Source organism: Microbacterium kribbense (assembly GCF_039537285.1).
GTDB lineage: Bacteria > Actinomycetota > Actinomycetes > Actinomycetales > Microbacteriaceae > Microbacterium > Microbacterium kribbense.
The window spans coordinates 63,756-88,920 of sequence record NZ_BAABAF010000008.1; the positions used below are offsets into that span (position 1 = coordinate 63,756).

Below are 25,165 nucleotides of genomic sequence, written 5' to 3' on the forward strand. Positions count from 1 at the left end.
CGGGTCCGTAGACTCGATGAGTGCCTGCCCCCAACCCCTATGCGACCCGGTTCGCGCTGATGGCGCCCGTGCGCGGCGAGGTGCGGGTGCTCGGCGGCAGTACGGCGTATTGGACCTACGGCCCGGCGGACGCGCCGGTGACGATCATCGCAGTGCACGGCTTCCGCGGCGAGCACCACGGCCTCGAGCCCGTCGTCGCGCATCTGCCGGATGTGCGCATCATCTCGCCCGACCTGCCCGGGTTCGGGCAGACGCCGCCGCTGCCGGCACGACGGCACGACCTGGCGGCGTACGTCGACTGGCTGACGGCCTTCGCCGGCGCCGTGGCGCCGGGCGCGGTCATCCTCGGCCACAGCTTCGGCTCGATCGTCGCGGCCGCCGCGGTCGCCGGCGCGCTGCCCACGCCCCGGCTGATCCTGGTCAACCCGATCGGCGCCCCCGCGCTGCAGGGTCCGCGCGGCATCCTGACCCGCCTGGCGGTCTTCTACTACTGGCTGGGCGCGAAGCTGCCGGCCCGGCTGGGCGAGGCGCTGCTGCGCAATCGCGTGATCGTGCGGGTCATGAGCATCGCGATGGTCAAGTCGCACGACCGGGCCATCCGGCGCTTCGTGCACGACCAGCACGACACCTACTTCTCCCGGTTCGCCGATCGCGACGTGCTGCGCGACGCGTTCGTCACGAGCGTGGCACACGACGTGCGCGAGTCGGCCGCCGCCATCGCGCAGCCGACGCTGCTGATCGCGGCCGATCGCGATGACATCACGCCGCTGGCCAGGCAGCGCGAACTGGCTGAGCGCTTCCCCGACGCGCAGCTGGTCGTGATCGCCGGGGTCGGGCACCTGATCCACTATGAGACGCCGGATCAGGCCGCCCGGGCGATCACTCGCTTTCTCGCGACAGCTCCATGAGCGGACGCACTCGGTAGTCGATGACCTCGCCCATCACCAGCGAGGTCTCGGTGCGCTCCACGCCGTCGATCGCCAGGATGCGGGCGTCCGTGTCGAACAGGTGCTGGGTGTCTCGGCACGCCACCTGCACCAGCAGATCGATCTGGCCGCTGAGGCCGTGCGCCTGCAGCACCTCGGGGATGCGGTGCAGCTCGGCCGTGATGTACGGCAGGTCGGCCTGGCGCACCGTGACGCTGATGAACGCCTCGATCGGGAAGCCGAGGGCGCTGACCGAGATCGCCCGCTCGTAGGAGAGGAAGGCGCCGGAGCGCTCCAGCCGGGCCATCCGCGCCTGCACGGTGTTCCGGCTCAGACCGAGCTTGTCGGCGAGAGCGACCACGGTCGCGCGCGGTTCGCGCGCGAGGGTGGCCAGCAGCTCCAGATCGACGCTGTCCAGGTGGGCCATAGTGCGAAACACTAGCACGCAAGACAGGCGCAATTCTGCGCAACATGCTCAATCGTTATCGAGATGCTTGAGCTAGGTGCGCGGCCGACGTACTCTCAGAGTATCCGGCGATGTCGCCGGCCGTCACGCGGTGCGCCTCACGAGGGACCCGCGAGAAGGAGGTATGACGATGATGTACACCCCGACTCCGGTCGCCGACCTCAACACCGACGTCGATGACGTCGCACGCCTGTTGACCGCCGACGGCGAGCGAATCGCCGACCACGACCTGGACCCCTGGGTCGCCGACGTCGACACGCACATGCTGCGCGATCTGTATCGCGACATGGCGCTGCTGCGTCGCATCGACGCGGAGGGCATGGCGCTGCAGCGACAGGGCCAGCTGGGCCTGTGGGCTCCGTGCCAAGGGCAGGAGGCCACCCAGATCGGCACCGCCCGTGCGCTGCGCGTGGACGACTTCGCCTTCCCCAGCTACCGCGAGACCGGCGTGACCTATGCCCGTGGGGCCGGCCCCGCAGGCTACGTGCGCGCCTGGCGCGGCGAGGCGCACTCCAGCTACGATCCGCACGAGATCGGCGCCGCCATCCCGCAGATCATCATCGGCGCGCAGACGCTGCACGCGGTCGGCTATGGGATGGGCATCCAGCGCGACGGCGGCGATCAGGTCGTGGCGACCTGGTTCGGCGACGGCGCCACCAGCCAGGGCGACGTCAACGAGGCGATGGTCTTCGCCGCCTCGTACGGGGCGCCGGTGGTCTTCGTCTGCTCCAACAACCAGTACGCGATCAGCGAGCCGGTCGGCCTGCAGGCGCAGGTGCCGATCGCCCGTCGCGCGCCGGGCTTCGGCATCCCGAGCATGCGTGTGGACGGCAACGACGTGCTGGCCGTGACCGCTGCGATGCGGTGGGCCATCGACCACGCCCGCACCGGTCGGGGCCCGGCCTTCATCGAGGCCGTGACCTACCGGATGGGCCCGCACACCACCAGCGACGACCCCACGCGCTACCGCGACAAGGACGAGCTCGAGCGCTGGCGCGCCCGCGACCCGCTCACCCGGGTCGAGGCGTACCTGCGCAGCCAGGGTGCGTTCGATGACGAGTTCGCCGCCGATGTGGCCGCCGCTGCCGACAAGATCGCCGCGGACGTGCGCAGCACGTGCCTGGGGATGACCTCGGCGCCCCCGGTGACGATCCTCGACAACGTGTACGCCGAGCCGCACGCCGGCATCGACGAGGAGCGCACCTGGTTCACCGCCTATCTGGACGGCTTCGCCGAGTCCGAGCGGGAGGTGTCGCGATGACCACGCTGACGATGGGCAAGGCCATCAATGCGGGCCTGCATCGCGCGATGGCCGACGACGACAAGGTGCTCGTCATGGGCGAGGACATCGGCAAGCTGGGCGGTGTGTTCCGGATTACGGACGGACTGCTCGACACCTTCGGAGCCATGCGCGTGGTCGACACGCCGCTGGCCGAGTCCGGCATCATGGGCACCGCGGTGGGCCTGGCCTACCGGGGCTACCGGCCGGTGGTCGAGATCCAGTTCGACGGATTCGTCTACCCGGCGTTCGACCAGATCGTCTCGCAGGTCGCCAAGCTGCACTACCGCTCGGGCGGCACCGTGCAGATGCCGATCACGATCCGCATCCCGTGGGCTGGCGGAGTGGGAGCCGCCGAGCACCACTCCGAATCGCCCGAGGCGTACTTCGTGCACACCGCCGGGCTGCGCGTGGTGGCCGTCTCGAATCCGCAGGACGCCTACACGATGCTGCGCCAGGCGATCGCCTGCGACGACCCAGTGGTCTACTTCGAGCCCAAGCGCCTCTATCACGCCAAGGGCGAGGTGAACCTCGACATCGATCTGGACGACGCCGCGCCGATGGGCCTGGCCCGCATCGCGCGGCCCGGCACCGATGTCACGCTGCTGACCTACGGCGCCCAGGTGACGACGGCACTGGATGCCGCGACCGCCGCCGAGGACGATGGAGTGTCGATCGAGGTCATCGATCTGCGTTCGATCTCACCGGTGGACTACCGCACCGTGACCGCATCGGTGCGCAAGACCGGCCGCGTCGTGGTCACCCACGAAGCCGCGCGCGAGGCGGGGGTCGGCGCCGAACTGGTTGCCAGCGTCACCGAGCGCTGCTTCAACTATCTGGAGTCCGCCCCGGTGCGCGTCACCGGCTGGGACATCCCGTACCCGCCCGCCAAGCTCGAGCAGCACCACCTGCCCGACCTGGACCGGATCCTGGACGCGGTGGACCGCGTGCTGGACCGTCCCAACAGCATGACGGGGGTGGAGCTGTGAGTACCGACTTCGTCCTTCCGCAGCTCGGCGAGGGACTTCTCGAAGCCGAGCTCGTGCAGTGGCTGGTCGCCGAGGGCGACGCCGTGGAACTGAACCAGAACATCGCCGAGGTCGAGACCGCCAAAGCGGTCATCGAGCTGCCCTCGCCGTTCGCCGGCACCGTCAGCACGCTGCACCACGCCGCCGGAGACACCGTCGAGGTCGGCGAAGTGCTGATCTCGTTCGACGTCGCAGGTGCCCCGGCACCGGCGACCGAGCCGGTCGCCGCGACCGCCGAGCCCGAAGAGGAGAAGGCCACCCCGAACCTCGTCGGCTACGGCGCCGCACCGCGCAAGGGCGCACGCCCGGCGCGCCGGGCCCGGGCCGCGCGCTCCGGCGATGCGCGTGCCGCCGCCGACACCGCGGTGCTGGAGGCCGCCCCGCACGACGCGATCGTCGAGCCGCCGCCGGAGCGGGTGCGCGAGCGCCCGCGCTCGACGCCGCCGGTGCGCAAGCTCGCGAAGGACCTCGGCGTCGATCTGGCGCTGGTGCCGGCATCCGGCGAGAACGGACTGATCACCCGCGACGACGTGCAGATGTATGCCGACCGGGTCGGTGCCGTTCCGGCCGCGGCCGCGGCAGCCGCCCCGGCCCGCCGCACCGACGACGACGCGCGGGTGCGCCGCATCCCGATCCGCGGCGTGCGCAAGTTCACCGCCGCCGCGATGGTCAAGAGCGCGTTCACCGCGCCGCACGTGACGACGTTCCACACCGTCGACGTCACCGAGACGATGCGGCTGGTCGCATCGCTGAAGGCGGACCGGTCGCTGGCCGACCACCGCATCGGCGTCATGGCGGTCGCCGCGAAGGCCGTGTGCCTGGCGCTCGGGCGCAACCCCAGCCTGAACGCGCGGTGGGATGCCGAAGCCGACGAGATCGTCGAGTACCACTACGTCAACCTGGGCATCGCCGCCGCGACCGACCGCGGGCTGATCGTGCCGGTGATCGATGACGCCGATGCGATGGCGCTGCCCGAGCTGGCCGATCGGATCAGCGAGCTCGCTCTGACGGCGCGGTCGGGCAAGACGCCGCCGGCCGCGATGACCGGCGGCACCTTCTCGATCACCAACTTCGGCGTGTTCGGGGTCGAGGCGGGCACGCCCATCCTCAACCCCGGCGAGGCCGGCATCCTGGGCCTGGGCTCGGTCGCGCGCCGGCCGTGGGAGCACGATGGGCAGATCGCACTGCGCGATGTCATGACGCTGAGCCTGTCGTTCGACCACCGTCTGGTCGACGGCGCCGAGGGGTCGCGGTTCCTGGTGGACGTGGCGAGCATCCTCGCCGAGCCCGGCCGGGCGATGCTGATGCGCTGACCCGCCGTGCGCCGGCACGCGGGTGGGGCCGTGCGCCGCTGAGCGGGCTGCCGCCGGCGCGGCTGGGTCGGGTTCGCCTGCCTGGCTGGGCCGCACGCCGTGCAGAACTCCTTCGAAACCGGCGCCGCGCGCCCGACACGGGCGTCGCGAGCGCCGTGCAGTGCGATCTGGAGGAGTTCTGCACACAGGGACCGGCAGGAATCCGGCCGGAGCCCGACAGGGAGGCCCGCACGCCGTGCAATCGGCCACGCCGGCGCCGAACGCCCATATGCTCGAAGTGAGCCACTCGACGGTACGGCACCGTGACCCGCTTCGGCCCCGCGAGGGGTCGTGATGCGAGCGGGTGCGATCAGAGGGGGAGCAGGTCATGGCAACCGAGACGAAACGGCGCCGCGGAGGCGTCCGCACCTACGGCACGGACTGGGCCAACGGCTCGGATCACCGTGACCACCTCTGGCAGGCGCTGCTGATCTTCTTCGTCCCGGCGATCCTGCTGCCGGCGATCGCGATCACCACCGCCATCCTGATGCAGAACCCGTAACCGGGGCCGCTTCGGTCAGGCGGTCAGCGCCGCGCGCGCCTGCTGCTCGAGGATCTGGCGCACCGAGGCCTCCGGCGGGGCCGCACGCAATCCGCGCACGCTGTGCGGTGTCGAGTTGATCAGCCCGAACACGGCGTGTGCGCGCACGCGCAGCTCGGCATCGGCGCGGGCCGGGTGGATGGTGCGCAGCACGCCGACCCAGAGCTCCACGTACTCGCGCTGCAGGCGCCGCACCTGGTGCCTGTCGTCGTCGGCGAGCGACGCGAGATCGCGATCCTGCACCCGGATGACGTCGGCATCGGTCAGCGCGAACGCGACGTGGAAGCGGATCAGGCCGTCCAGGGTGTGCAGCGGATCGGCGGCGTCGGCCGTCACTGCGCGCCCGCCGTCGCGCAGCCGTTCGCTGACGCCGACCAGGATCGCGCCGAGCAGCGCCTGCTTGCTGGCGAAATGCCGGTACACCGCCGGGCCGCTCACTCCCACCGCGGCGCCGATCTCCTCCAGGGTGACCCCGGCGAAACCGCGCTCGGCGAACAGCGCCGCCGCCGCCGCGACCAGGTCATCCCGGCGGCGGGACTTGGCGCGTGCCCGATCGGTGGTCGCCGTTGCCATTTCGGTTAATCCTCGCTAACATAGTATCTCAGTTAGTGAACACTAACATCACTCGGCAGTCGATGGAGATGACATGAGCGGACGGGCTCCGACGATCGGAACCGTGCCGACCCGGGACGACACGTTCACGGGCAATGCGGCCGCCCAGCAGGCGCTGGCGACCGAGCTTCGCGAGCGACTGGCTCAGGCTGCGCTGGGTGGACCGGCGCGCTCCCGCGACCGGCACGTCGCCCGCGGCAAGCTGCTGCCGCGCGACCGCGTGCGCCGCCTGCTCGACGAGGGGAGTCCGTTCATCGAACTGGCGCCGCTGGCCGCCGACGGGCTGTACGACGGGCAGGCGCCCGCGGCGGGTGTGATCGCCGGCATCGGGCTGGTGCACGGCCGGCATGTGATAGTGGTGTGCAACGACGCCACCGTCAAAGGCGGCACGTACTATCCGATGACGGTCAAGAAGCACCTGCGCGCGCAGGAGGTGGCACTGCAGAACCGGTTGCCCTGCATCTACCTCGTCGACTCCGGCGGCGCGTTCCTGCCGATGCAGGACGAGGTCTTCCCGGACCGCGACCACTTCGGCCGGATCTTCTTCAACCAGGCGCAGCTGTCGGCCGCCGGCATCCCGCAGATCGCCGCCGTGCTCGGCTCGTGCACGGCGGGCGGCGCGTATGTGCCCGCGATGAGCGACGAGACCGTGATCGTGCGGAACCAGGGCACGATCTTCCTCGGCGGGCCGCCGCTGGTGAAGGCCGCCATCGGCGAGATCGTCACGGCCGAGGAGCTCGGCGGGGGAGAGCTGCACGCTCGGCGCTCCGGCGTCGTCGACCACCTCGCCGAAGACGACGAGCACGCCCTCGAGATCGTGCGCGACATCGTCGCCACGCTGCCGCCGCCGGCCGAGCCCGCGTGGGAGGTCCTCGCCGACGAGGCCCCCGCCGCCGACACCGCCGAGCTGTACGGCGTCGTGCCGGTGGACGTGAACCAGCCTTACGACGTGCGCGAGGTGATCGCGCGGCTGGTCGACGCCAGCGAGCTGCACGAGTTCAAGAAGGAGTACGGCACGACGCTGGTGACCGGATTCGCGCACATCCACGGGCATCCGGTCGGCATCGTCGCCAACAACGGCGTGCTGTTCAGCGAGTCGGCCCTCAAGGGCGCGCACTTCATCGAGCTGTGCGATCAGCGCGGCATTCCGCTGCTGTTCCTGCAGAACATCTCGGGCTTCATGGTGGGGCGGGATGCCGAAGCCGGCGGCATCGCCAAAGACGGCGCCAAGATGGTCACGGCCGTCGCCACCACGCGAGTGCCGAAGATCACGGTCGTGATCGGCGGATCGTTCGGCGCCGGCAACTACTCGATGTGCGGCCGCGCGTATTCGCCGCGGTTCCTGTGGACCTGGCCGGCCAGCCGCATCTCGGTGATGGGCGGGCCGCAGGCATCCTCGGTGCTGTCCACCGTCAAGCACGATCAGCTCCAGCGGCGCGGCCAGGAGTGGTCGGCCGAAGACCAAGCCGCATTCGAAGCGCCGATCCGCGAGCAGTACGAGCAGCAGGGCAGTCCGTACTACGCGACCGCACGGCTGTGGGACGACGGCGTGATCGACCCCGCCGACACCCGCGACCTGCTCGGCCTCGCCCTCGACGTCGTCGCCCGCAGCCCGCTGCCCGAACCGCGCTTCGGCGTCTTCCGGATGTGAGGACCATGTTCGACACCGTCCTGGTCGCCAATCGCGGCGAGATCGCACGCCGGGTGATCCGCACCCTGCACACCCTCGGCATCCGTTCGATCGCCGTCTACAGCGACGCGGATGCCGATGCCCCGCACACCCGCGAGGCCGACGAAGCCGTGCGCATCGGCCCGGCCGCCGCCGCCGCGTCCTATCTGGACATCGACGCGATCATCGCCGCCGCGCGCGCCACCGGAGCGCAGGCCATCCATCCCGGCTACGGTTTCCTGTCCGAGAACGCCGCGTTCGGCGCTGCCTGCGCGGCCGCAGGCATCGTGTTCGTCGGCCCCGGCCCGCAGGCGCTGGAGGTGATGGCCGACAAGATCCGCGCCCGCGACCACGTCGCCGCGTCCGGCGTGCCGATCGTGCCGGGGTTCAGCGCCGCCGGGATGACCGACGAGCAGATCGCGCAGGCCGCGGTCGCGGCCGGCTTCCCGCTGCTGATCAAGCCGTCCGCCGGCGGCGGTGGCAAGGGCATGCAGGAGGTGTACGACGCCGCCCAGGTCCCGGATGCCGTGGCCACGGCGCGCCGGGTCGCGAAAGCGGCCTTCGGCGACGACACGCTGCTGTTCGAACGGCTCATCCAGAACCCGCGGCACATCGAGGTGCAGGTGCTCGGGGATGCGCACGGCACCGTCATCCATCTCGGCGAACGCGAATGCACGCTGCAGCGGCGGCACCAGAAGGTCGTCGAGGAATCGCCGTCGCCGATCATCGACGCCGCGACCCGCGCGCGTCTGGGCGCGGCCGCGTGTGCGGCGGCGGCCTCGGTGTCGTACACCGGCGCCGGCACGGTGGAGTTCATCGTGGCGGCCGATCGACCCGACGAGTTCTTCTTCATGGAGATGAACACGCGGCTGCAGGTCGAGCACCCGGTCACCGAACTGGTCACCGGCATCGACCTGGTGCAGCAGCAGCTGCACGTCGCAGCGGGTGAGCCGCTGGCGATCGCGCAGCAGGATGTCGCCTGGACCGGCCACGCCGTCGAGGCGCGGGTGTACGCCGAGAATCCCGCCCGCGGTTTTCTGCCGGCCACCGGTGACGTGCTGGCCTGGCGGCCCGCGGCCGGTGTGCGCACCGACTCGGCCGTCGAGACCGGCAGCACGGTCGGCGCCGACTACGACCCGATGATCGCGAAGGTCATCGCGTGCGCCGACGACCGGGCCGGCGCGCTCGCGACGCTGGATGCCGCTTTGGCCGACACGGTGCTGCTGGGGGTGGACAGCAACATCGCGTTCCTGCGCGCGCTGATCACCGACCCCGTGGTGGTCGCCGGCGGGATGGACACGGGACTCATCGACCGGATGTCCCGGTTCGAAGACCCCGCGCCGAGCATGGTCGCGCTCGGCGCCGCGGCGGCCGTCGTGCTGGCGCGGCGGGCGTCCGAGACGGACGCCGTGGATGGGCAGGCACCGCACGCATCGGCCCTGTGGCGCACGCGCTCCGGCTGGCGGATGGCGGCGCCGGCAGAACCTGCCCGGGTCTCGCTGCGCACCGGGGACGGGCAGATCGTGGCCGCGACCGCCGACGGCGACGCCGTGGCGGCGACCGCCGACGACGGCACCGTGTGGGTGCACGCCGACGGAGTCAACAGTGCGCTGGTGCCGCTGACCCGCCGGCAGGCGGCCGAGGCCCGCCTCGCCCAGCGCGAGCACGCCGCGGGCGCCGCCGACCCCGAGGTGCGCGCGCCGATGCCCGGCAGCGTCATCGCCGTGCACGCCGCCGACGGCGAGCACGTCACCGCCGGCCAGCGGCTGATCACGATCGAGGCGATGAAGATGGAGCACCCCGTCACCGCCGGTCAGGACGGAACCCTCACCCTGACCGCCGCGATGGGCGACCAGGTCCGCCGCGACCAGGTGCTCGCCCGCGTGAGCGCCGACACCCCCTGAGACATCCCCGGAAAGAGGACGCATGGACACGTACGCATCGTTCGAGTTGACCGACGACGAGCGCGAGCTCAACGGCCTGGTCCGCGGCTTCGCCGACGAGGTGATAGCGCCGCAGGCGTATGAGGCCGACCGCACGCACACCCTGCCGCTGGATGTCGTCGCCCAGATGGGCGAGATGGGGCTGTTCGGCCTGCCGTTCCCCGAGCAATACGGTGGGCAGGGCGGCAGCTACTTCGCACTGTGCCTGGCCATCGAGGCGATCGGCCGGGTCGACCAGTCGCTGGCCATCACCCTCGAGGCCGGCGTCAGCCTGGGCGCGAGCCCGGTATTCCGGTTCGGCACCGAAGAGCAGAAGCAGCAGCTGCTGCCCGACCTGCTGGCCGGCCGCGCGCTGGCCGGCTTCGGGCTGACCGAACCCGAGGCCGGATCGGATGCCGGCGCCACCCGCACCACCGCGACGCTGGATGACGGGCAGTGGGTGATCAACGGCGCCAAGCAGTTCATCACCAACTCGGGCACCGACATCACCCGGTTCGTCACGGTCACCGCCGTCACCGGCGAGCAGGACGGCCGCAAGGAGATCTCCACGATCATCGTGCCCAGCGGCACGCCCGGGTTCACCGTCGAGCCGGCCTACGACAAGGTCGGCTGGCACGCCTCCGACACGCATCCGCTCACCTTCGTCGATGCGCGCGTGCCCGAGGGCAACCTGCTGGGCCAGCGCGGCCGCGGGTTCGCGAACTTCCTGCACATCCTCGACGAGGGCCGGATCGCCATCGCCGCGCTGTCCACTGGCGCTGCCGAGGGCTGTGTCGAGGCCGCGACGGACTACGCGCACTCGCGGATGGTGTTCGGCGAGCCGCTGGCCACCCGCCAGGCGATCCAGTTCATGATCGCGCGCATGCATGCCCGGGTGCACACCGCGCGCCTGGCCTGGCACCACGCGGCCAGGCTCCGCGACGGCGGCAAGCCGTTCAAGACCGAGGCGGCGATCGCCAAGATGGTCGCCAGCGACGCCGCGATGGACAACGCGCGCGATGCCACCCAGGTCTTCGGCGGCAACGGGTTCATGAACGAGTATCCGGTGGCCCGGCACTACCGCGACTCGAAGATCCTCGAGATCGGCGAGGGCACCACCGAGGTGCAGCTGCTGGTCATCGCCCGCGCGCTCGGATTGGCGTGAGAGCATGAGCGACATCATCCAGCGCGGGCTGTACTACGACGAATGCGAGGTCGGCGCGCGCTACCTGCACCGGCCCGGACGCACCGTCACCGACTCCGACAACATGCTGTTCTCGGCCCTGACGATGAACACGCAGGCGCTGCACCTGGATGCCGCGTTCTCGGCCACCCAGCCGTTCGGGCGGCGGTTGATGAACTCGATGTGGACGCTGGCGACCATCGTCGGCGCATCGGTCACGCAGATCACGCAGGGCACGCTGGTCGCCCAGCTCGGGCTGAGCGACATCGCGTTCGGGCACCCGCTGTTCGCCGGCGACACGCTGTACTGCGAGACCGAGATCGTCGCCAAGCGGCTGTCGAAGTCCCGGCCGGGCCAGGGGCTGGTCACGATGACGCACACCGGCCGCAACCAGGACGGCACCGTGGTGGCCACCGCCACCCGGGTCGCGCTGATGTGGTGCACGCCCGACGACCAGGCCCGGTCATGAGCGCCGTGCGCGGCTTCACGATGGGCCCGGCGCTGCTGTTCTGCCCGGCCGACCGGCCGGAGCGGTACCAGAAGGCCGCCGAGCGCGCCGACGCCGTCATCCTCGACCTCGAGGACGCCGTCGCCCCCACCGACAAGGCCACCGCGCGCGGTCATCTGATCGAGTCCGAACTGGATCCCGAGCGCACCATCGTGCGCATCAATCCGCTCGGGTCCGAGCACACGGCATCCGATCTGTCGACGCTCGCGCAGACCGACTACCGCACCGTCATGGTGGCCAAGAGCGAATCGGCGGGGAAGATCGGCCGGCTCGATCCGCGCTTCGCCGTGGTCGCGCTGTGCGAGACGGCGCGCGGCGTCGAGACCGCGCCGAAGATCGCCGCGCTCGAGAACGTCGTGGCGCTGATGTGGGGCGCCGAGGACCTCGTCGCCTCGCTGGGCGGCACCTCCAGCCGCAAGCGCAACGGCCGCTACCGCGACATCGCCCGCTACGCGCGGTCGCGGGTGCTGTCCGCCGCCGGCGCGCGCGGTGCGGCCGCGATCGACGCCGTGCACCTGGACATCGCCGACACGAAGGGGCTCGCCCGTGAGGCGGCGGATGCCGCCGCCAGCGGGTTCGCTGCGACCGCATGCATCCACCCCGGGCAGGTGGCGCCGATCCGGGATGCCTATCGGCCGGATGCGAAGGCCATCGCGTGGGCACGCGCCGTGCTGGCGGCGGCCGAGGGGCAGCGCGGTGTGTTCGCGTTCGACGGCCAGATGGTCGACGAGCCGGTGCTGCGCCACGCGCGCGCCGTGCTCACGCGAGCCTGAGGCATCCGCCCTGGGGTCCTGGGCGCAGCGGGTCAGCGCGCGGCGCGGAAGGCCCTCGGCTCGGGCGAGGATATCTGCCGAGACGAGGATCGGATCGCGCGAGCGGGCCCTCGCGCAGGCAGATCCCCTCGCCTGGGCCGAGGAGGCTGCCAGCGCCGAAGAGGGTGCCGGCGCAGCGGGTCAGCGCGTCGCGGAGGGGATGCGCGCGCCGCGCGCCGTGTCGACCAGGCGCAGCCGGTGCCGCTCGTACAGCATCGTGTAGCCGCCGCCGTTGGGCAGCGACGTGCCGGGCTCGGGCAGGTCGCCCCGGGAGGCGTGGCGCACGAGCTCCCGGATGAGGCCGCCGTGCGAGACGACGATGACGGATGCCGCAGCCGGCGCGGTCGCCCGACGCGCATCCCGCACGACCTGGTGCACGCCGGCCAGGGCGCGCCGGCGCAGCTGGTCGGGGCTCTCGGCGCCGGGCACCTGCGCCGTGCGCCACGAGCCCCACAGGGAGGCGGCCTCGGCGCCGGTCTTGCCCTCGCCCTCGCCGTAGGCGCGCTCGCGCAGCTGCGGGTACAGGCGGGGCGCGTCGAGCCCGAGCTCGGCGGCGATGATCTCGGCCGTCTCGCGCGCCCGGGACAGGTCGCTCGCGACGATCGTGACGGGGCCGTCGAGCCCGTCGCGCAGCTCGGCGGCGACGGCACGCGCCTGGCAGCGCCCGGTGTCGTTGAGCGGGATGTCGGAGCTGCCCTGGATGCGTCCGGTCAGGTTCCAGTCCGTCTCACCGTGGCGCACGAAGATCAGGGAGGTCATAGGTACAGGCTATCCGCGGCCGATCGCAGATCGCTGTGTGAGCGCGCGCTGCGCGGCCGGGCACGCGGGATGCCGGGGACTCAGCGCCCCGACGGCGGATCCGGCAGGCGCTCGGCCAGCTCCGCGAGCACCTCGCTCGTGCCGCCGTCGATCTTCACGCTGGCGTGGGCGTCGGCCCGCGTCTGACCGCGGTTGACGATCACGATCGGCAGGTCGCGCCGCTGCGCGCGCTGCACGAGACGCATCCCCGAGTTCACCGCGAGCGACGACCCCGCGACCAGCAGCGCCCGGGCCCGCGCGACCAGCTGCTCGGCGCCGGCGAACCGGGCCGGGGGGATGGTCTCGCCGAAGAAGACGACCTCCGGCTTCAGCATCCCGCCGCAGACCGTGCACACCGGCAGCCGGAAGCCGTCCACCGATTCGGGGCGCACATCGCCGTCGGGCAGCAGCACGGCGTCTTCGCTGGTGGTCATCCAGGGATTGTCCGCCTCGATGCGCACGGCGATGGCGCGGCGGTCGAACACCTGGCCGCAGTGCAGGCAGATCACCCGCCGCATCGTGCCGTGCAGCTCGACGACGCGCCGCGACCCCGCCTGCAGGTGCAGGCCGTCGACGTTCTGAGTGATCACGCCGCCGGTCACACCGCGGCGCTCGAGCGCGGCCAGCGCGGTGTGGCCGCCGTTCGGGCGCACCGAGGTAAACCGCCGCCAGCCCAGATGGCTGCCCACCCAGTAGCGCCGCCGCGCATGATCGGATGCGAGGAACTGCTGCACGGTCATCGGCGTGCGCACCGGAGCGCCCTCGCCGCGGTAGTCCGGGATGCCGGAGTCGGTGGACACGCCCGCCCCGGTCAGGACAGCGACAGGACGGCCCGACAGCGCCGACACCGCCTCGTCCACCGCGCCCGCCATCCATACCCCCCGCGCACCAGGCTACGCCGCCGATGCGGCATCCTGGAACGGTGCTTGTGACCCGCATCGACGATCCGGCCGACCCGCGACTGTCGGACTACCGCGACCTGACCGACGTCGCACTGCGCCGCAAGCTCGAGCCGGCCGGCGGCCTGTACATGGCCGAATCGGCGAAGGTGCTGGTGCGGGCTCTGGCGGTGGGCCATCTGCCGCGGTCGGTGCTGCTGCAGGAAAAGTGGATGCCGGAGGCCGAGCAGCTGCTCGTCTCGCACCCGGACGTGCCGGTGTACGTCGTGCCCGCTGAGGTGGCCGAGCAGGTCACCGGCTATGCGGTGCACCGGGGGCTGCTGGCCGCGATGCACCGGCCGCAGCTGCCACCGGTCGCCGACGTGGTGGCCGGGGCACGGCGTGTGGCGGTGTTCGAAGACGTCGTGGACCACACCAACGTGGGTGCGGCCTTCCGCTCGGCCGCGGCGCTCGGTGTCGACGCCGTGCTGGTCACGCCCCGCTGCGCCGACCCGCTCTACCGCCGGTCGGTGCGCGTGTCGATGGGCACCGTGTTCCAGGTGCCGTGGACGCGCATCCAGGGGTGGCCCGAGGGCATCGACGAGTTGCAGGATGCCGGTTTCGTCGTGGCGGGCATGACCCTGGGCGAAGGCGCCATCTCGCTCGACGAACTGGTCGCCCAGCGGCACGCGAAGCTGGCGCTCGTGTTCGGGACCGAGGGGCACGGCCTGACGGCGAAGGCCGACAGACGGGTCGATCGACGGGTGACGATCCCGATGACCGGCGGCGTCGACTCGCTGAACATCGCCGCCGCATCGGCCGTGGCGTTCTACGCGACGAGGTGACCTCGCGCGGAGCTCATGCTGGCGGTCGGCGCCGACAGCTGCCGGGCGATCAGCGCGTGTCCCGCAGATGTCAGGTCTCACCGCCCGGCGAGCGGGTCGTCGGGGCACGGCAGGCGGCCGTCAGGCCTGTTCGCCGGGGCCGGCGGCGGGATCCGGCCCGGGCGCCATGATCGTCACCGGCAACGGCTGCGGTCGCTTGGCGGCGATGTGGTCGCCCGAGGACTGGTGCCGCAGCCGGCGCAGCACCCACGGCACGAGGTATTCGCGTGCCCAGACCAGGTCTTCGGCGCGCGCCGTCCGCCAGGTGCGCGGCGGCTGCGGGTCCGGCTGCAGCGGCTCCAGCTCGTTGGGCACGTTCAGGGTGCGCAGCACCATCCGGGCGACCTCGTGGTGGCCGAGCGGGTTGAAGTGCAGTCGGTCGTCGGTGAAGAAGCGCGGGTCCTGCACCTGCTTCAGGCTCCACTGGTCAGCCACGACGGCGTCGTACTCGTCGGCGATGGCACGGATGTTCTCGTTGTAGATCGCGACCTTGCCGCGGATGCCGCGGAACACCGGGGTGAACGAGGTGTCCAGGCCCGTGAACACCACGACGGTGGCCCCGCCGCCGGACAGGCGCGCCACGGCATCCCGGAACAGCCCGGCGACGGCATCCGGATCCGACCCCGGGCGGATGACGTCGTTGCCGCCCGCCGAGAACGTGATCAGATCGGGCTTGAGCGCCAGCGCCGGCTCGACCTGGTCGGCCACGATCTGGCCGATGAGCTTGCCCCGCACCGCCAGGTTCGCGTACGCGAAGTCCTCGACCTGGCCGCTGAGCACCTCGGCGACGCGGTCGGCCCAGCCGCGGAACGCGCCCGGGTGGGCCGGGTCGGGGTCGCCGACACCCTCGGTGAACGAGTCGCCCAGGGCGACGTAGCGGCGCCAGGGATGCGGCTGATCGTTATCGACGTGCGTACCGCGGCGATCTTCGACGGCAGACATCGGCTCCTCCCGGTTTGGTGACCGGCATTCAGACTAATCCGTCGGCGGTGTCGGCGGTGTCGCCTATCGTGGAATGTCGGCGGTCGCGTGGATCGGGCGCATCGGAAGGAGAGCAGGTGCAGGAGCAGGCGACGCTGGGCAGCTTCGCGGCCGAACATCTCTCCCCGACCTACCCGCAGCGCGCCGCCCGGGGCACCGCGCAGGCGCTGCGCGCCTGGCAGGCCGAAGCGCTCGACCTCTATTTCAGCCTCGACGGCCCGGACGGGCCGGGCAAGGGCCCGCGCGACTTCCTCGCCGCAGCGACCCCCGGTGCCGGCAAGACCACGTTCGCGCTGCGCCTGGCCAGCGAGCTGCTGCGCCGGCAGGTGATCGACCGCATCGTGGTGGTCGCACCCACCGAGCACCTCAAGACGCAGTGGGCAGATGCCGCCGCACGCGCCTCGATCCGCCTCGACCCCGCGTTCTCCAACCGGCACGCATACCCCTCCCGGCAGTACCAGGGCGTCGTCGTGACCTATGCGCAGGTCGCGGTGAAGGCCTCGGTGCACGAGCGGCTGATCCTGGACAAGCGGACGCTGGTGATCCTCGACGAGGTGCATCACGGCGGCGACGCGCTCAGCTGGGGCGATGCGCTGCGCGAGGCCTACCAGCGCGCGACCCGACGGCTGCTGCTCTCGGGCACCCCGTTCCGCAGCGACACCGCGCCGATCCCGTTCGTCGAATACCACCCGGACGAGCACGGCATCCGCCTCTCGCGCAGCGACTACAGCTACGGCTATCACGACGCGCTGAAGGACGGCGTCGTCCGTCCCGTGATCTTCCTGGTCTACGCCGGCCAGATGCGCTGGCGCACCAAGACCGGCGACGAGATGGAAGCCCAGCTCGGCCAGGACAACACCAAGGACATCACCGCGCAGGCCTGGCGAACGGCGCTGAACCCCGAGGGCGACTGGATTCCCGCCGTGCTGCGCTCGGCCGACCGGCGCCTGTCCGAGGTGCGTGAGCAGGTGCCGGATGCCGGGGGCCTGGTGATCGCGACCGACCAGACCGCCGCGCGCGCCTATGCCACGATCCTGCACCAGATCACCGGCGAGGCGCCGGTCGTGGTGCTCTCGGACGAGGCCGAGGCATCCCGTCGCATCGAGTCCTTCAGCACCGACACCAGCCGCTGGATGGTGGCGGTGCGGATGGTCTCGGAGGGCGTCGACGTGCCGCGCCTGTCGGTGGGCGTGTACGCCACCAGTGCCGCCACGCCGCTGTTCTTCGCCCAGGCCATCGGACGCTTCGTGCGCGCCCGCCGGCGCGGTGAGACCGCCAGCGTCTTCCTGCCGAACGTGCCGCAGCTGCTGGCTCTGGCCGGCGAGCTCGAGCGCCAGCGCGACCATGCGCTGGACCGCGACGGCGATGGCGACGGCGACCAGTGGAACGCCGAAGAAGACCTGATGGATGCCGCCGAGCGCGACGAGAAGGTCTCCGACGCGCTCACGGCGGAGTTCAGCTATCAGGCCCTCGGGTCGGTCGCGCACTTCGACCGGGTGCTCTACGACGGCCACGAGTTCGGCCAGCTGGCCGTGCCCGGCACACCCGAAGAAGAGGAGTTCCTCGGTCTGCCGGGCCTGCTCGAACCGGAGAGCGTGCACGAGCTGCTGATGCAGCGACAGGCGCGCCAGGGCCGGCACCGCCAGGAGCGCGAAGCGCGCGAGGGTGCGGCATCCGACGCAGCGGTGCCCCCGCAGGCGCTGCACCGCACCCTGAAGGAGCAGCGCCAGCTGCTGAACAGCCTGGTCGGCCTGTACGCACGGCAGTCGGGTGAGCCCCACGGCACCGTGCACGCCGAGCTGCGCCGGGTGTGCGGTGGCCCGGCGGTCGCCCAGGCCACCGTCGCCCAGCTGCAGAAGCGCATCGAGATGCTGCGCCGCCGCGTGCACAGCTGAGGTTCGGATCCCCGAAATCCTGGCAATCACGACATTCGGACGGATGCCGTCGTCGGCGGCGGATAGCCTCGAAAGGCCGTCCACCCGGGGAGATATGCCGTGACCGATCCTGCTGCCGCCGCGTCCACGGCGGGCGAATCCACACCGCGCGAGCGGCGCCGCTGGGCGCAGTACCTCGTCAACGAGCGCGCCGAGGCGCGCGTGTACCGCGAGCTCGCGGCGCGCCGCAGCGGCGCCGAGCGTGACATCCTGGGTGCCCTGGCCGACGCCGAAGGCCGCCACGAGGCGCACTGGCTGGCGCTGCTGGGTGGTGAGCCGGCCAGCCTGCCGCGGGCTTCACGGCGCACCATGGCGCTGGGCTGGATGGCCCGGCACTTCGGCCCGATCTTCGTGTTCGCCCTCGCGCAGAATGCCGAAGGCCGCTCGCCCTACGATGCCGATCCGCATGCCACGGCGGCGATGGCCGCCGACGAGAAGGTGCATCAGGAGGTCGTGCGCGGACTTGCCGCCCGGGGCCGCCGGCGGCTGTCCGGGGGCTTCCGGGCCGCCGTGTTCGGGGCCAACGACGGGCTGGTCTCGAACCTGGCGCTGGTGATGGGCATCGGCGCGACCGGCGTCGCGTCGACGTTCGTGATGTTCAGCGGCATGGCGGGGCTGCTGGCCGGTGCTCTGTCGATGGGCGCGGGGGAGTACGTCTCGGTGCGCTCGCAGCGCGAGCTGCTCGAGGCCACCGAGCCCGGCGAGCTGGCCGGCGGCATCCTTCCCGACCTCGACCTGGACGCCAATGAGCTCGCGCTGGTCTACCGCAGCCGCGGTGTGCCCGAGGATCAGGCGATGGACCAGGCCCGGCAGACTCTGCACCGCGCCCGCCGGTCCGAGCCGGTCGGCAGCCACACCGGCGGCACGCACCTGCGCGACGCGCAGGAGGTCGTCGGCGGGGCGTGGCGCGCGGCGCTGTTCAGCTTCGTGTTCTTCGCCTCCGGCGCGATCATCCCGGTGCTGCCGTGGCTGTTCGGGTTGGCCGAGGTGTGGGCGGTGCTGCTGGCGCTGGTGCTGGTGGGTCTGGCACTGCTGGGCACCGGTGCCATGGTCGGCCTGCTCTCCGGCGGCCCGCCGCTGCGGCGGGCGCTGCGCCAGCTGCTGATCGGATTCGGGGCCGCGGCGATCACCTACCTGCTCGGTCTGCTGTTCGGCGTGAGCATGGGATGACAGCCATTACGCCTTCAGCTATACTGAAGAAGTATCAGTGGTACTGAAGGTTTGGAGCTCGACGTGACGAGGATCGCCCTGCACCCGCAGGTGGCCGCGCCCACGCGTCGCGACTGGCTGGGTCTTGCGACCCTCGCCGCGGGGCTGGGCATGATCGTGCTGGACGGCACAATCGTCGGAGTGGCGCTGCCGGACATCGTCAGAGACCTGCATCTGACCCTCAGCGACGCGCAGTGGGTCGGCAGCCTGTATGCGGCCGTACTGGCGGCGCTGCTGCTGTCGGCGGGGCGCCTGTCCGACCGGTTCGGCCGCAAGCGGCTGTTCCTGATCGGCATCGTGGTCTTCGTCGCCGGCAGCGTCTGGGCGGCCGCCGCCGGGGCCGCGGGCCCGCTCATCGCGGCGCGCGCGGCACAGGCGCTGGGCGCGGCGATGATCCTGCCCACGACGCTGTCCAGCGTGAATGCGACCTTCCGCGGCCGACACCGCGCCGCCGCGTTCGGCGTGTGGGGCGCCGTCATCTCGGGTGCGGCGGCCATCGGGCCGCTGGCCGGTGGGGCACTGACCCAGTACGCGTCATGGCAGTGGATCTTCCTGGTCAACATCCCCGTCGGTGCGCTCGTGCTGGTCGCGGCGATCTTCACCGTGCGCGAGACGCGCGAGCCGCGAAGCGACGGCGAGGGAGCCGATATCCTCGGCGCGCTCTTCAGCGCGATCGGCTTCGCCGCGCTGGTGTTCGTCGTGATCGAAGGGCCCGACCTCGGCTGGGTGCGGCCGGCGGCCGACTTCAAGGCCGGCGGGATGATGTGGCCGCGCAGCGCGGCGATCTCGATCATCCCGGTGCTGGGCGCGGTGGCCGTCGCAGCGATCGGCGGATTCCTGTGGTGGGAGTGGGCGCGCGCTCGGGCCGGCAGGGCGGTGCTGCTGGATCTGACGCTGTTCCGGCTGTCGACCTTCAGCTGGGGCAACCTCACTGCCGGCACGGTCGCCGTCGGCGAGTTCGCGGTCGTCTTCGTGCTGCCGCTGTGCCTGGTCAACGCGATGGGCATGGACGTCATGGGTGCGGGCCTCGTGCTCGCGGCGATGGCGGCCGGCGCGTTCGTCTCGGGCGCGTTGGCGCGCAATCTGGCCGTGTGGATGGGGGCGCCGGGGGTCGTGATCCTCGGCCTCGCGCTGGAAGCGGCCGGCATCATCGTCGTGGCCTTCGTGGTCAGCCCGGGGGTCGCCGGCTGGGCGATCGCCGTGCCGCTGGTGGTCTACGGCCTGGGGCTGGGCCTGGCGTCGGCGCAGCTGACCGGCACGGTGCTGCGCGATGTGCCGCGGGCGCGGTCTGGGCAGGGTTCGGCCACGCAGAGCGCTGGGCACGGCCCTGTCGGGCGCGGCGCTGTCGATCGCGCTGGCGATCACACTGCCGGCGGCCGCCGCCTCGGCGAATCTGTCCGGTGCGAAGGTGGACCAGCTGGTGGATGCCACCCGACACAGCGCCGGCGCGACGATCTCGCAGCTGCGCGCGCAGCATTCCGACGACCTGGTCGCGGTCCTTGCCTGCGGATTCACCCAGGCCACGAGCATCGCGCTCCTGGTGGCGGCGGCATTCCTGCTGCTGGGTCTGGTCGGCGCCCTGCGCGTGCGCGCGGTCGCCGGTGACGGTCACCTCGGGCAGTAGCGCCCCGGGCGACCCTGCCCGGCGGCATCCTCGACATCCGGCCGCCGATGCTGCGACCGGCACGCCCAGCTGTTCACAGGGTTCGGAGAAACAGATGAACCTCGGATGATCTCGCCCGAGATCGTCCGAAGTTGCTGTGATTGTCCGAGGCCTGGGAGCGCCGCACGCGGATGTCCCGGATGCCGCCGCGCGTGGCAGAGTGGAGCGGTGACGGTCTACCTGGATCATGCGGCCACCACGCCGCTGCGCCCCGAGGCGCGGGAGGCGTGGCTGGCGGCCTCGGCCCAGACCGGCAACGCATCCTCCATCCACCGGGCCGGGCAGAATGCGAAGCGGATGCTCGCCGAGGCGCGCGAGCGGCTGGCCGCCGTGCTGGATTGCGACGCCGTCGAGGTGGTGTTCACTTCGGGCGGCACCGAGTCGATCAACACGGCGCTGAAGGGACTGTGGTGGGCACGGCCCGCCGGCGCGGGGCGCATCGCGCTGCCCGACGGCGAGCACCACGCGACGCTCGAGGTGGCCGACTGGCTGCACCGGCAGGAGGGAGCGGACGTGACAGCGGTGCCGCTGGATCACGTCGGCCGCATTCTCCCCGACGCGTTCGCCGCCGCTTTGGCGGGCCCTGCCGCGGCGCCGGCGGGGTCGCGCCCTGCTGCACCGGTCCGGGGCGGATCGCCGGCTGCAGCACCGTCGGGTCCACGCTCGGCCGCCGCGGTGGCCACGGCACTGGTCGCCAACAACGAGGTCGGCACGATCAACGACGCGGCGGCGCTCGCGCAGACGGCCGCGGCCGCAAGGGTGCCGTTGCATCTGGACGCCGTGGCGGCATTCGGCCACGTGCCGATGTCGTTCCGGCAGTGGCGCGCAGACGCCGCCGGCCCGGTGGGCCTGGTGGCGCTCAGCGTCTCGGCGCACAAGATCGGCGGTCCGGTCGGTGTCGGCGCGCTGGTGGTCTCGCGTGCGGCGACCCCGACTCCGCTGCTCCAGGGCGGCGGGCAGCAGCGCGGGCTGCGCCCGGGAACGCAGGATGTCGCGGGTGCCTGCGCGTTCGCCGTCGCCGCCGAACTGGCCGCGGCAGAGCGTGCGGCCGAGGCGGTGCGCCTGGTCGCGCTGCGGGACCGGCTGGTCCGCGGCATCCACGCGACGGTGCCCGATGCGACCCTGCTGGGTGATCCGACCGACCGGTTGCCCGGAAACGCGCATGTGCTGTTCGCGGGCGCTCTGGGGGAGACGCTGCTGTTCGTGCTGGACCGGGCCGATGTGTGCGCGTCGACCGGGTCGGCGTGCCAGGCGGGCATCCCGGAGCCTTCGCACGTCGTGGCGGCGATGGGGCGCACGGATGCCGAGGCCCGCCAGGTGCTGCGGTTCACGCTGGGCCGCACCAGCACCGACGCCGACGTCGACGAAGTGCTCGCCGCGCTGCCGGCGGCCGTGGCGCGGGCACGCGCGGCCGCACCCCGCTGACCGTGCTGCGCACCGCGGCCGGTCGGTGCTGACGTGCCGCAGCGGCATCCGGATCGGGTCCTGACCGGCGGCACAGCGGCATCCGGACCGGGTCCTGACCGGCGGCACAGCGGCATCCGGGCCCGGTCCTGGCCCTGCGCCGCAACAGCATCCGGACCGGGCTCGTACACTGGAACCCATGCGTATTCTGGCGGCAATGAGTGGAGGCGTCGACTCGGCTGTAGCGGCCGCACGGGCCGTCGAGGCGGGGCACGACGTCGTGGGGGTGCACCTGGCGCTGTCCCGAGCCGGGGGCACGCTGCGCACCGGCAGCCGCGGATGCTGCACGATCGAGGACTCGATGGATGCCCGTCGCGCAGCGGACGTGCTGGGCATTCCGTTCTACGTCTGGGATTTCTCGGAGCGGTTCCGCGACGACGTGATCGACGACTTCATCGCCGAGTACCGCGCCGGGCGCACGCCGAACCCGTGCATGCGGTGCAACGAGAAGATCAAGTTCGCGGCGCTTCTGGAGCGCGCGATCGAGCTGGGCTTCGACGCCGTGTGCACCGGGCACTACGCGACCTTGGTGGATGGGCCGGACGGTCGCGAGCTGCACCGGGCGTCCGACAACGCGAAGGACCAGTCCTATGTGCTCGGGGTGCTCACCGCCGAGCAGCTGGCACACACGCTCTTCCCGCTGGGTGAGACGCCGTCCAAGGCGCTGGTGCGCGCCGAGGCCGAGCGACGCGGACTGTCGGTGGCGCACAAGCCCGACAGCCACGACATCTGCTTCATTCCGGACGGCGACACCCGCGGCTGGCTCGCGGAGCGGGTGGGCGCCGCCGACGGCGAGATCGTCGACCGCAGCGGTGCGGTCGTGGGCAGCCACCATGGCGCGCATGCGTTCACGGTCGGGCAGCGCCGCGGCCTGTCGCTGGGCATGCCCGCGCCCGACGGCAAGCCGCGCTTCGTGCTCGAGGTGCGGCCGGCCAGCAACACCGTCGTGGTCGGACCGAAGGAGGCGCTGGCCACCGCCGAGATCGCGGGCGCGCGCTACACCTGGTCGGGACGGGCGCCCGAGGCGACCGAGTTCGCCTGCGACGCGCAGATCCGCGCCCACGCGGATCCGGTTCCGGCGCACGCGGTGCTGGCCGACGGCATCCTCACGGTGCGGCCGGATGAGCCGTTCGACGGCGTCGCACCGGGACAGACCGCGGTGCTGTACGAGGGCACCCGGGTGATCGGCCAGTTCACGATCGACACCACGGTGTCGGCGGTGCCCGTCGAGGCGTAGCCCGCTGGGATCGCCGCAGGTGTGTTGCAGGCCTGTCGCGCGCCCATCGCGGCTTCGCAGCGGACGGCCCGCGCGCCACGGCCGGTCGAGAACGCGCAGACTGCGCGCTGGTGAGGTTGTGCGCGCAGGTCGCGCGTTTTCGGCGGTGCCCGGCGAGGCCGGCTCAGGTCGCACTCGGTCTGAATGCCGCCGGTGGCGCGTGCGGTGGGGCAGGTATCCCTCGAGAATGCGCATACTGCTCGGTGGTGGGGTTATGCGCGCGGTTTGCGCATTTTCGACGCCGTCTTGCGGGAGCTGATGTGGATGCCGCTGGCCTGCCACGCGGCCGCCGCGTGTGGGTCGCGGGCCTGCCGCGGCGAGCCCGTCACGGTGGCCGGCACCCGGGACCCGTCGAGATTGCGCGAACTGCGTGGTGACGAGGCCATGCCCACGGTTTGCGCGTTCTGGACGGGGCATAGCCGCTCTGGGACGGGCCGGCCTGGGTCTGCGCCGGTCTGGGCCGGGCCGGCCTGGCTCTGCGCCGGTCTGGATATGGCGGCGAGTGGGATGCCGAAGGCCTCTCCGCCGCGCGCACGGCGCGCCATAGCTCCACGTGGTGGGCTCCCGCTGCCGGCGCCGCCGCCGATCGCGCGTAGCGTTGCTACTCGTGCGCATGTCTCCGGGAGGTCGTTGTGAGAGTTCCATTGGTCCAGGTCGATGCCTTCGCCGACACGCTGTTCGAAGGCAACCCCGCGGCGGTCATGCCGCTGGATGAGTGGTTGCCGGATGCTGTGATGCAGCACATCGCTCTCGAGAACAACCTGTCCGAGACCGCGTTCCTGGTCGTCCACGATCCGGCCGGCGATCCGGTCCCGGACGCCTCAGCACCGGCATACGACCTGCGCTGGTTCACCCCCGCGACCGAGGTCGACCTGTGCGGCCACGCGACCCTGGGCGCCTCCGCGTACCTGTTCGAGGACGTCCATCCCGATGCCGAGGTGCTCCAGTTCTCCACGCGCAGCGGTTGGCTGACCGTGACCCGGGCCCGCTGTGGTCTGCTCACGATGGACTTCCCGGCACAGATCCCGGCGCCTGTCGACGTCGATCCGGCGATCGCTCGCGCCCTCGGGGCGGACGTGCTGACGGCGCATCGGGCCACCGACCTGATCTACACCGTCGCGAGCGCCGCAACGGTTCGCGAGCTGAGCCCGGACCTGACATTCCTGGCGGCGCTGCCCGTACGCGGCATCGCGGTCACCGCCGCCGGTGACGGCACCGACTACGACTTCGTCTCGCGCTGGTTCGGGGCAGAGGCCGGCGTTTCCGAGGACCCCGTCACGGGCTCCGCCCACAGCCAACTGGCGCCGCTGTGGGCAGCACGCCTGGGCGCCACCGAGATGACCGCCCGCCAGCTGTCGCCGCGCGGCGGCACAGTCGAGGTCGCCCTGCAGGGCGACCGAGTGCTGCTGTCGGGGCGATGCGTGCGCTTCCTCGAAGGCACCGTCGTTCTCCCCGATTGATCTGGTGCGGAGGAGGTCTGCTGGACCGCACCGCATCTGGCGCGGGGCGCCGCCCCGCGGGCAACGTGACGGCGCGGGCCCGCCGAGAATGCGCAAACTGCGCCGCTGCGGGCCGAGGCGCGCGGTTTGCGCGTTCTCGGTGGGATTCAGCCGTGGCACGGAGTGGATGCCGGTGGAACTCCACACTGCCGCGCGCCGTGCCAGGCTCGCCCCGACCCGACCCGACCCGACCCGCCCCGCCCCGGGCCCGCCCCGCCCCGACCCGCCCCGGGCCGGACCGGTACCGCCTCGGAACACGGCAGCATCCCGGCACGGGCCCC

Annotated in this window: 22 protein-coding genes; 17 read left to right on the forward strand and 5 right to left on the reverse strand. The window is 72.0% G+C overall.

Features of this window, described 5'->3' with window-relative positions:
• Positions 1–20 precede the first annotated feature (20 nt).
• Positions 21–908 (forward strand): alpha/beta fold hydrolase, encoded by an 888-nt coding sequence (locus ABD705_RS11405; RefSeq protein WP_344783658.1) that lies wholly within the window; start codon positions 21–23, stop codon positions 906–908.
• On the opposite strand, the gene ABD705_RS11410 is transcribed toward ABD705_RS11405, so the two are convergent.
• Complete coding sequence (locus ABD705_RS11410; RefSeq protein WP_344783660.1) at positions 880–1,353, reverse strand: Lrp/AsnC family transcriptional regulator; 474 nt, start codon at positions 1,351–1,353, stop codon at positions 880–882. The two genes, ABD705_RS11405 and ABD705_RS11410, sit on opposite strands and share 29 nt — an antisense overlap.
• A 163-nt stretch (positions 1,354–1,516) precedes the next feature.
• Between ABD705_RS11410 and pdhA the strand changes: the two genes are divergently transcribed.
• The 4 genes from pdhA (at position 1,517) to ABD705_RS11430 (ending at position 5,553) form a co-directional block, all read left to right on the forward strand.
• Entirely contained in the window at positions 1,517–2,653 is a 1,137-nt protein-coding gene (gene pdhA / locus ABD705_RS11415; protein WP_344783662.1) for a pyruvate dehydrogenase (acetyl-transferring) E1 component subunit alpha, read from the forward strand.
• Positions 2,650–3,660 (forward strand): alpha-ketoacid dehydrogenase subunit beta, encoded by a 1,011-nt coding sequence (locus ABD705_RS11420; protein WP_344783664.1) that lies wholly within the window; start codon positions 2,650–2,652, stop codon positions 3,658–3,660. Before pdhA ends, ABD705_RS11420 begins: the two co-directional genes overlap by 4 nt.
• Positions 3,657–5,012: a dihydrolipoamide acetyltransferase family protein gene (locus tag ABD705_RS11425; RefSeq protein WP_344783666.1), complete on the forward strand. Its 1,356-nt coding sequence runs from the start codon at positions 3,657–3,659 to the stop codon at positions 5,010–5,012. The genes ABD705_RS11420 and ABD705_RS11425 overlap by 4 nt, the downstream gene beginning before the upstream one ends.
• Positions 5,013–5,379: 367 nt before the next feature.
• Positions 5,380–5,553 carry a PIN domain-containing protein gene (locus tag ABD705_RS11430; RefSeq protein ID WP_344783668.1) on the forward strand — a complete coding sequence of 58 codons (174 nt, stop codon included), beginning with the start codon at positions 5,380–5,382 and terminating at the stop codon, positions 5,551–5,553.
• A gap of 15 nt (positions 5,554–5,568) precedes the next feature.
• On the opposite strand, the gene ABD705_RS11435 is transcribed toward ABD705_RS11430, so the two are convergent.
• Positions 5,569–6,165 (reverse strand): SACE_7040 family transcriptional regulator, encoded by a 597-nt coding sequence (locus ABD705_RS11435; RefSeq protein WP_344783670.1) that lies wholly within the window; start codon positions 6,163–6,165, stop codon positions 5,569–5,571.
• Positions 6,166–6,238: 73 nt separating this feature from the next.
• On the opposite strand from ABD705_RS11435, the gene ABD705_RS11440 reads away from it, so the two are divergent.
• The 5 genes from ABD705_RS11440 to ABD705_RS11460 are packed head-to-tail and all read left to right on the forward strand — an operon-like array spanning position 6,239 to position 12,259.
• On the forward strand, positions 6,239–7,855 hold the full coding sequence (locus ABD705_RS11440; protein ID WP_344783672.1) for a carboxyl transferase domain-containing protein: 1,617 nt from the start codon (positions 6,239–6,241) through the stop codon (positions 7,853–7,855).
• A 5-nt stretch (positions 7,856–7,860) separates the two neighbouring features.
• Positions 7,861–9,777 carry an acetyl/propionyl/methylcrotonyl-CoA carboxylase subunit alpha gene (locus ABD705_RS11445; protein WP_344783674.1) on the forward strand — a complete coding sequence of 639 codons (1,917 nt, stop codon included), beginning with the start codon at positions 7,861–7,863 and terminating at the stop codon, positions 9,775–9,777.
• Positions 9,778–9,799: 22 nt separating this feature from the next.
• Positions 9,800–10,960 carry an acyl-CoA dehydrogenase family protein gene (locus tag ABD705_RS11450; protein WP_344783676.1) on the forward strand — a complete coding sequence of 387 codons (1,161 nt, stop codon included), beginning with the start codon at positions 9,800–9,802 and terminating at the stop codon, positions 10,958–10,960.
• Positions 10,961–10,964: 4 nt separating this feature from the next.
• A complete protein-coding gene (locus ABD705_RS11455; RefSeq protein ID WP_344783678.1) occupies positions 10,965–11,447 on the forward strand; it encodes a MaoC family dehydratase in 483 nt (160 codons plus the stop codon).
• Complete coding sequence (locus tag ABD705_RS11460; protein WP_344783680.1) at positions 11,444–12,259, forward strand: HpcH/HpaI aldolase/citrate lyase family protein; 816 nt, start codon at positions 11,444–11,446, stop codon at positions 12,257–12,259. The genes ABD705_RS11455 and ABD705_RS11460 overlap by 4 nt, the downstream gene beginning before the upstream one ends.
• A 180-nt stretch (positions 12,260–12,439) precedes the next feature.
• Here ABD705_RS11460 and ABD705_RS11465 read toward each other — a convergent pair whose 3' ends face one another.
• Positions 12,440–13,057, reverse strand: coding sequence for a histidine phosphatase family protein (locus ABD705_RS11465; RefSeq protein WP_344783682.1), 618 nt, complete (start codon positions 13,055–13,057; stop codon positions 12,440–12,442).
• A gap of 80 nt (positions 13,058–13,137) precedes the next feature.
• Positions 13,138–13,968, reverse strand: coding sequence for a Sir2 family NAD-dependent protein deacetylase (locus ABD705_RS11470; protein ID WP_344783684.1), 831 nt, complete (start codon positions 13,966–13,968; stop codon positions 13,138–13,140).
• 50 nt (positions 13,969–14,018) lie between these two features.
• On the opposite strand from ABD705_RS11470, the gene ABD705_RS11475 reads away from it, so the two are divergent.
• Complete coding sequence (locus ABD705_RS11475; protein ID WP_425562075.1) at positions 14,019–14,819, forward strand: TrmH family RNA methyltransferase; 801 nt, start codon at positions 14,019–14,021, stop codon at positions 14,817–14,819.
• 120 nt (positions 14,820–14,939) lie between these two features.
• Here ABD705_RS11475 and ABD705_RS11480 read toward each other — a convergent pair whose 3' ends face one another.
• Positions 14,940–15,800, reverse strand: a complete 861-nt coding sequence (locus ABD705_RS11480) for an SGNH/GDSL hydrolase family protein (protein WP_344783688.1) — start codon at positions 15,798–15,800, stop codon at positions 14,940–14,942.
• A gap of 116 nt (positions 15,801–15,916) precedes the next feature.
• On the opposite strand from ABD705_RS11480, the gene ABD705_RS11485 reads away from it, so the two are divergent.
• The 6 genes from ABD705_RS11485 to ABD705_RS11510 all read left to right on the forward strand — a co-directional run bounded on the left by ABD705_RS11485 (position 15,917) and on the right by ABD705_RS11510 (position 24,845).
• Complete coding sequence (locus ABD705_RS11485) at positions 15,917–17,734, forward strand: DEAD/DEAH box helicase (protein WP_344783690.1); 1,818 nt, start codon at positions 15,917–15,919, stop codon at positions 17,732–17,734.
• 99 nt (positions 17,735–17,833) lie between these two features.
• On the forward strand, positions 17,834–18,943 hold the full coding sequence (locus ABD705_RS11490) for a VIT1/CCC1 transporter family protein (protein WP_344783692.1): 1,110 nt from the start codon (positions 17,834–17,836) through the stop codon (positions 18,941–18,943).
• 63 nt (positions 18,944–19,006) lie between these two features.
• Positions 19,007–20,587, forward strand: a complete 1,581-nt coding sequence (locus ABD705_RS11495) for an MFS transporter (protein ID WP_344783694.1) — start codon at positions 19,007–19,009, stop codon at positions 20,585–20,587.
• A gap of 226 nt (positions 20,588–20,813) precedes the next feature.
• Positions 20,814–22,070, forward strand: a complete 1,257-nt coding sequence (locus ABD705_RS11500; protein ID WP_344783696.1) for a cysteine desulfurase family protein — start codon at positions 20,814–20,816, stop codon at positions 22,068–22,070.
• Between the two features lie 178 nt (positions 22,071–22,248).
• Positions 22,249–23,346 carry a tRNA 2-thiouridine(34) synthase MnmA gene (mnmA, locus tag ABD705_RS11505; RefSeq protein WP_344783698.1) on the forward strand — a complete coding sequence of 366 codons (1,098 nt, stop codon included), beginning with the start codon at positions 22,249–22,251 and terminating at the stop codon, positions 23,344–23,346.
• Between the two features lie 671 nt (positions 23,347–24,017).
• A complete protein-coding gene (locus ABD705_RS11510; RefSeq protein ID WP_344783700.1) occupies positions 24,018–24,845 on the forward strand; it encodes a PhzF family phenazine biosynthesis protein in 828 nt (275 codons plus the stop codon).
• Positions 24,846–25,165 lie beyond the last annotated feature (320 nt).